We start from the raw sequence: 5,497 nt of genomic DNA on the forward strand, positions 1-5,497 counted from the left end.
CGGGCGGCAGCGGGGGAGCGGGCGGGACCGGCATCAGGCGTTGGCGATGACGAGGCCTTCGTGCGCGATCACGATGGTCTCGATCGCCACCTCGTTGCCGGTGGACTTCAGGTCGGTGCTGGTGATCTTGGTCGGCCAGGCGTTGGCCAGGGTCCAGACCATGGTCGGCTTGCCGGCCTCATCCAGGAGACTGATGGTCACCGGCTTGCGCTTGATGGTGTTCATCTTGATCTCGTTGAACCAGTCCCAGAACTTGTTGTCGCCCTTGAAGACGCCTTTCTTCATCGTGACGTCGCTGTACTTCTTCATGCCCGGCATCTTGAGCACCGAGAACGCGGGGCTGTCCCCGTGCCGGTACTCGATGGGCTGCGCTTCCACGTCCAGTCCGGAGACCTCCTGGAAGGACATCACCGCCGAGTCCCACTTCACTTCGAAGCGGAACTTGGGAAGGGGCCACACCGTGGCCGATTGCGCTGATCCGTCGTCTGCCATTGCCTGCCTCCGCGAGGGTTATGGATGAATGGGGAGTCCGATGCCTGCGGGCATCACGACTTCTGCATCTGTTGCTGGAAGGTGATCTCGATGAATTCGGCCGGGCGGCTGATGGCGACCAGGACGGTCACGCGCAGGATGCCTTCGAGGATGTCCTCGGGGGTCATCGTCTCGCCCAGGCCGACGTGGACGCTGAAGGCGTCGTCGGGGACCGCGCCGGCCAGGCCGCCGCGCTTCCAGATCCCGGTGAGGAAGCTGGAGATCATGCTCTTGATGGTCACCCAGGTATTGGCCACGTTGGGCTCGAACACCATCGCCTTGGACGCCAGCCGGCAGGACTCCTCCAGCATGATCATCGTGCGGCGCACGTTGATGTAGCGCCAGTCCAGGCTGTTGCCGTCCAGGGTGCGGGCGCCCCAGACCAGCACGCCCTCGCCGATGAAGGAGCGGATCGCGTTGATCGACTTGCCCTGCGTGGTGACGTTGAGGTCTTCCTGGTCCTCGTGCGAGATGGTGACCTCGGGCGAGACCACGCCGTTGAGGCTGACGTTGGCGGGCGCCTTCCAGACGCCGCGGCTGTTGTCGACCATGGTGTACACGCCGGCCATGGCGGGCGAGGGCGGCAGCAGGTTGAGCCGGTTGCGCGCCTCGGTCATGACGGTGTTGTAGAGCGGGCTCATCGAGACCAGGCTCTTGTGCAGCAGCGACTTGTGCGTCTCCACTGCCACGGCGAGCGCGGCGGGCGTCAGCGCCTTCTGCTTCTCGAGGTCGGACTTGGTGGAGGCGTTGACCAGGCCGGTGACGTAGGTGGTCCAGTCGTCGTCGGTCTTGACGATGTCGGCCACGGCCTGGGTCTGCTGCGCGGTGCGCGGCGGCATGGCGGGGTCGACGGCCTCGGGCAGCGACAGCTCCTTGCGCAGCAGCTGGGCCAGCAGCGCGGGGTTGGCGATGCGGGTGTAGTCCAGGTCCTTGTCCTGCACGACGGTGGTGTTGACCCACGGGTAGTAGGCCGTCGCGAAGTCCAGGAAGTTGACGCCCAGGTCGTTGCGGAAGCCCTCGATCGGATCGCCGCCCGGGTCCTTGCGGTCCAGGTAGCCGTTCCAGACGTCGAGGATGGCGATGCGGTTGCGCATGCGGCCGCCGCAGTGCTGCAGCATGGCCTGCTGGACGGCGACGCAGTCGGCGCGCTTGAGCAGCACCGCGTCGGGGATGACCAGCATGGTCGGTTCCTGCTCCTTGATCAGCGTGTCGATGCCGTCGGTGAGCTTCTGCGCCTCGACCAGGCCGTCGTAGTTGCCGACCGACACGACGTAGCAGGGGCCGCCGCCGTTCTGGAAGAAGTGCACCATGCCGTGGTACAGCAGGAAGCGGCCGCCGTCGCCGCCGTCGGCCTGCGTCAGCGCGTAGTCCTTGTCGTCGCTGCGGAAGTCCGAGCGGGTGTTGGCCGGCGCCTCGGCGATGGTCAGGTGGGGATCGGGTCCGTGGCCGAAGTAGGTGTGGTACTCCGCCATCGAACTGATGCGCCAGGGCTTGTTCAGCAGCGACTTGCCGCCGTTCTCGGCCCGGCGGGTGTAGCCGACGAAGGCGGGCACCGCAGTGGCCACCTCGACGACCGAGTTCGGAAACGCATTCTTCTCGACGATATAGACACCGGGTGTCTTCATAGCCATGGCGGCCTCCTCTGCGGGTTAGCGATGCACGTGGATCTCGGAGACGATCGCCGGTTGACCGGCGATCGTTTCGCGGGCGAGCAGTTGCGCCGCTGCCGTGGGCAGGCGGCGGATCAGCACCTTGTCGTTGTTGCCGTGGCCGGCGCCGCCTTCGAAGCGGCTGCGCAGCTGGAAGCGGCGCGGCGATCGCTGCGCCAGCGGCACGCGCTGCAGGGACCGGATCGCCAGCATCGGCGTGCCGTCGTCCAGGCATTCGGGCGCGGGCGGGGTGAAGTCGGTCTCGCCGGCCAGGTCGACGACGGCGAGCGCGGGCTCGGTCCAGTCGCCCAGCAGGCAGTACTTCCAGACCGTGGCGCGCGGCGCCAGCGGCCAGCGATAACGCACCGGCCAGGCGGCGGGTTCGCGCGCGGGTCCTCGGCCCGGAAGGCGCGACAGCGGCAGATGCACCAGCGCGAACGGGACCACGCGGCGGTCGTGCGGCGTCAGCAGCGGCGCGAGCTCGGGCGCAGTCAGTGCCGTGGGGCGGGCCTCGAGCGCGATGTGGATCGCGTCGCCCGTGGCCACGGTCGAGCCGGCGTCCGGGTCCATGGCCTCGGTGGGCTGGACCCACAGCAGTTCGCGGGGCCGGTCGGCGCCGTCCTCGGTGCCGCAGGCGAAATCATCGTCCGTGGCGAAGACGCACCAGCTCAGCGCGTCGCTGTCGTCGAAGGCGCCGGAACTGTCCTCGGCATCGGCGCGCAGGCGGGCTATCGCTTCGGCCGGGCCGTGGATCCGCAGCGAGCCGCCGTCGGCGCGCACCAGCGCGTCGGCGCGGCGCAGCCGCTCGGCGGTGGTGCCGGCGGGGACGAAGCGCAGGCCGCGGCAGCGGCCGTCGGCGTAGTAGCCGTGGGCGACGTCCACCTGCAGCAACGGGAAGTAGGGACCCATGTCGTGTACTCCCGCCGTTCAGCCGTGGACGCCGACCGCGGGCGTGCGCACCGACGGCAGTTGCGCGTCGGGCTTGCGGGCGTCGATGGAGAGCAGGCGCACGCGGTACAGCACCGACGGCACGTAACGGCCGCCGAGCACGCCCCACAGCGTGGCCAGGTCGTGCAGGCCCAGCGGCTCGATGTTCAGCGTGAGCTTGTCGATGCGCGGGTCCAGGCCGGGCGTGTTCTGCGGATCCAGCACCGGCGTGGCCTGGAAGCAGGCGATGGTGCTGCCGATCAGCTTGAGCGCTTCCGGATAGGTGCTGCCGCCGTAGTTGGCCGCGATCATCACCAGCAGGTTGAGCTGCACCGGCGGCGCGAAGCGCGCCATCCGCTCGCCGCCGCCCAGCGTGTGCGCGGGCATGCCGGGCACGGCGTCGCGCTCCAGGTTGACCAGGAAGGCGCAGAGCCGGTGTGCCGCGCCGGCGGCCGGCGCGCCGTCCGCCTCATGCAGCGCGGTCACCGCGACGAGGTCCTCCGCCGACTGGTGCGAGCGGCGTAGCACGGCGTTCAGGTGTCCGGCGATGTGGAGGAGGGCGGCGTCAATCATGGGTTGAACGATAGGAGTGCGGCGCCCCGGGCCCCATCCGTCGGATGCCGATGTTGAGGTCCGGCTTTTCGGAGATTCGGCTCAGGGCGGGGGGCCGAGCGATGAGCGTGGGGGGCGCAAGCGCAGGCTGTCCCCTGTCAAGCTGTCAACACTTGCGGGGTGGAGATGCAGACGTGAGCGCCCGTCGCTCCTAGACTCCGCGCCATCACGGCACGCAGAGGCCGGGCAAGGGAGTAAAGAGATGGATCCGAGGATCGAGGAGGGCCCGCCGTCCGCGACGTCGACATCGACAACGACACCACCGATGGCGCGCGGGATGAACGCGGGCGAGCCGCTGAGCTTCCTGCTCGGCGACTGGATCGTCGACGTGCCCACGCGCCGGCTGCGACGGGATGACGAGACCGTGACGCTGGAGCCGCGCCCGATGGCGGTGCTGGCCGCGCTGTGCCGTCATCCGGGCGAAGTGGTGTCGGCCGAGGCGCTGTTGCAGGACTGCTGGCCGGAGGCCACGACGCTGGGCGACAACCCGGTGCACAAGGTCGTGGCCGGGCTGCGGCGCGCGCTGGGCGACAGCGCCTCCGCGCCGCGTTATCTGGAGACGATCCGCAAGCAGGGCTACCGGCTGGTGGCGCCCATCGGCGTGCTGTCGGCGGAAGGACCGCGCAGCCATGCCGGCGGCTGGCGCGGGCTGTCGCCGTTCCGCGGGCTGGAGGCCTTCGACGCAGCGCATGCGAGCGTGTTCTTCGGCCGCGACGACGCCGTGGCCGCGCTGCACTCGCGCCTGACGCGGCAATGGCGCCTGGGCCATCCCCTGGTGGTGCTGCTCGGGCCGAGCGGGTCGGGCAAGACCTCGCTGGTGCAGGCCGGCCTCATGCCGGCGTTGATGCGGCCGCCCCCCGACAACGATCCCGGCGGGGAGCTGCTGCGCATCGGTGCCGCCGCGCTGGTCGACCTCGGCGCGTTGGGCGGACTGGATGCCTGGGCCGGCGTCGCGGGCGCGATGCTGGATTGGGAGTGCCAGGGCGTGCCCCTGTTGTCCGGCTACAGCATTGACACGCTGGCCGCGGACCTGCGCGAGGCGCCGGGCGAAGTGCTGCGGCAGCTCTCGATCGGCCTGGACGCCACGCGCGCGCTGCGCGGCGGCGGGCAGGCGCCGCCGCTGCTGGTGCTGGACCGGCTCGAAGCCGTGTTCCAGGGCGACGACGGGCAGCTCGGCGCGTGGTTCGCGATGCTCGACCGCCTGGTGGGCAGCGGGCGGCTGGTGGTACTGGCGATCTGCCGCAACGACTTCTACGCGGCGCTGGCGCGCTGGCCGGCGCTGATGCGCGGCAAGGAGGACGGCGCCCATCTGGACCTGGCCCCGCCCGACGCGCGCGCCATCGCACAGATGATCCGGCTGCCCGCGCGGGCCGCGGGCCTGAGCTACGGCGCCGATGAGAGCGGCCTCAACCGCCTGGACGACCGGCTGTGCATCGATGCCATGCAGGCGGCGGACGCGCTGCCGCTGCTGCAGTACACCTTGCAGCAGCTCTACCTGCACCGCGCACCCGGCGACGTGCTCGCGTGGTCGGCCTACGAGGAGCTCGGCGGGCTGGAAGGCGCGATCGGGCGCCGCGCGGAGGCGCTGCTCGGTGAGCTGCCCGTGGCGCAGCAGGAGGCGCTGCCGCGGCTGCTGCCCCGGCTCGTCACGCTGGGCGGCGAGGAGGCGTCGCCGACCAGCCGCTGGATCGCCGCGTCGGAGCTGGCCGATCCGCAGGAGCAGGCGCTGGTGCGCGCCTTCGTCGAGGCCCGGCTGCTGGTGGCGGATCTGGCCGGCA

The 5,497-nt window shown here is 70.5% G+C and carries 5 protein-coding genes; 1 reads left to right on the forward strand and 4 read right to left on the reverse strand.

Annotated elements, in window-relative coordinates; genetic code table 11:
* Nucleotides 1-33: 33 nt before the first annotated feature.
* From VF536_RS14610 to VF536_RS14625, 4 genes are all read right to left on the reverse strand, one after another.
* Complete coding sequence (locus VF536_RS14610) at nt 34-459, reverse strand: phage tail protein (protein ID WP_297526288.1); 426 nt, start codon at nt 457-459, stop codon at nt 34-36.
* A gap of 86 nt (nt 460-545) precedes the next feature.
* Entirely contained in the window at nt 546-2,162 is a 1,617-nt protein-coding gene (locus tag VF536_RS14615) for a phage tail sheath family protein (protein WP_331615588.1), read from the reverse strand.
* An 18-nt stretch (nt 2,163-2,180) separates the two neighbouring features.
* The gene (locus tag VF536_RS14620) at nt 2,181-3,089 is read right to left on the reverse strand and encodes a hypothetical protein (RefSeq protein ID WP_331615589.1); all 909 of its coding nucleotides are present in this window, start codon (nt 3,087-3,089) and stop codon (nt 2,181-2,183) included.
* A gap of 18 nt (nt 3,090-3,107) precedes the next feature.
* Nucleotides 3,108-3,680, reverse strand: coding sequence for a DUF4255 domain-containing protein (locus VF536_RS14625; RefSeq protein WP_331615590.1), 573 nt, complete (start codon nt 3,678-3,680; stop codon nt 3,108-3,110).
* A 241-nt stretch (nt 3,681-3,921) separates the two neighbouring features.
* Between VF536_RS14625 and VF536_RS14630 the strand changes: the two genes are divergently transcribed.
* On the forward strand, nt 3,922-5,497 hold a 1,576-nt coding region (locus tag VF536_RS14630; protein WP_331615591.1), incomplete at its 3' end, for a winged helix-turn-helix domain-containing protein.

The sequence above is a fragment of the Roseateles sp. genome (assembly GCF_036486225.1).
Taxonomy (GTDB): domain Bacteria; phylum Pseudomonadota; class Gammaproteobacteria; order Burkholderiales; family Burkholderiaceae_C; genus Roseateles.

What these genes read in the sequence shown, in the direction of transcription:
- VF536_RS14615 (WP_331615588.1), bottom strand. Translation starts at nt 2,162, where the DNA reads ATGGCTATGAAGACACCCGGTGTCTATATCGTCGAGAAGAATGCGTTT.
- VF536_RS14620 (WP_331615589.1), bottom strand. Translation starts at nt 3,089, where the DNA reads ATGGGTCCCTACTTCCCGTTGCTGCAGGTGGACGTCGCCCACGGCTAC.
- VF536_RS14625 (WP_331615590.1), bottom strand. Translation starts at nt 3,680, where the DNA reads ATGATTGACGCCGCCCTCCTCCACATCGCCGGACACCTGAACGCCGTG.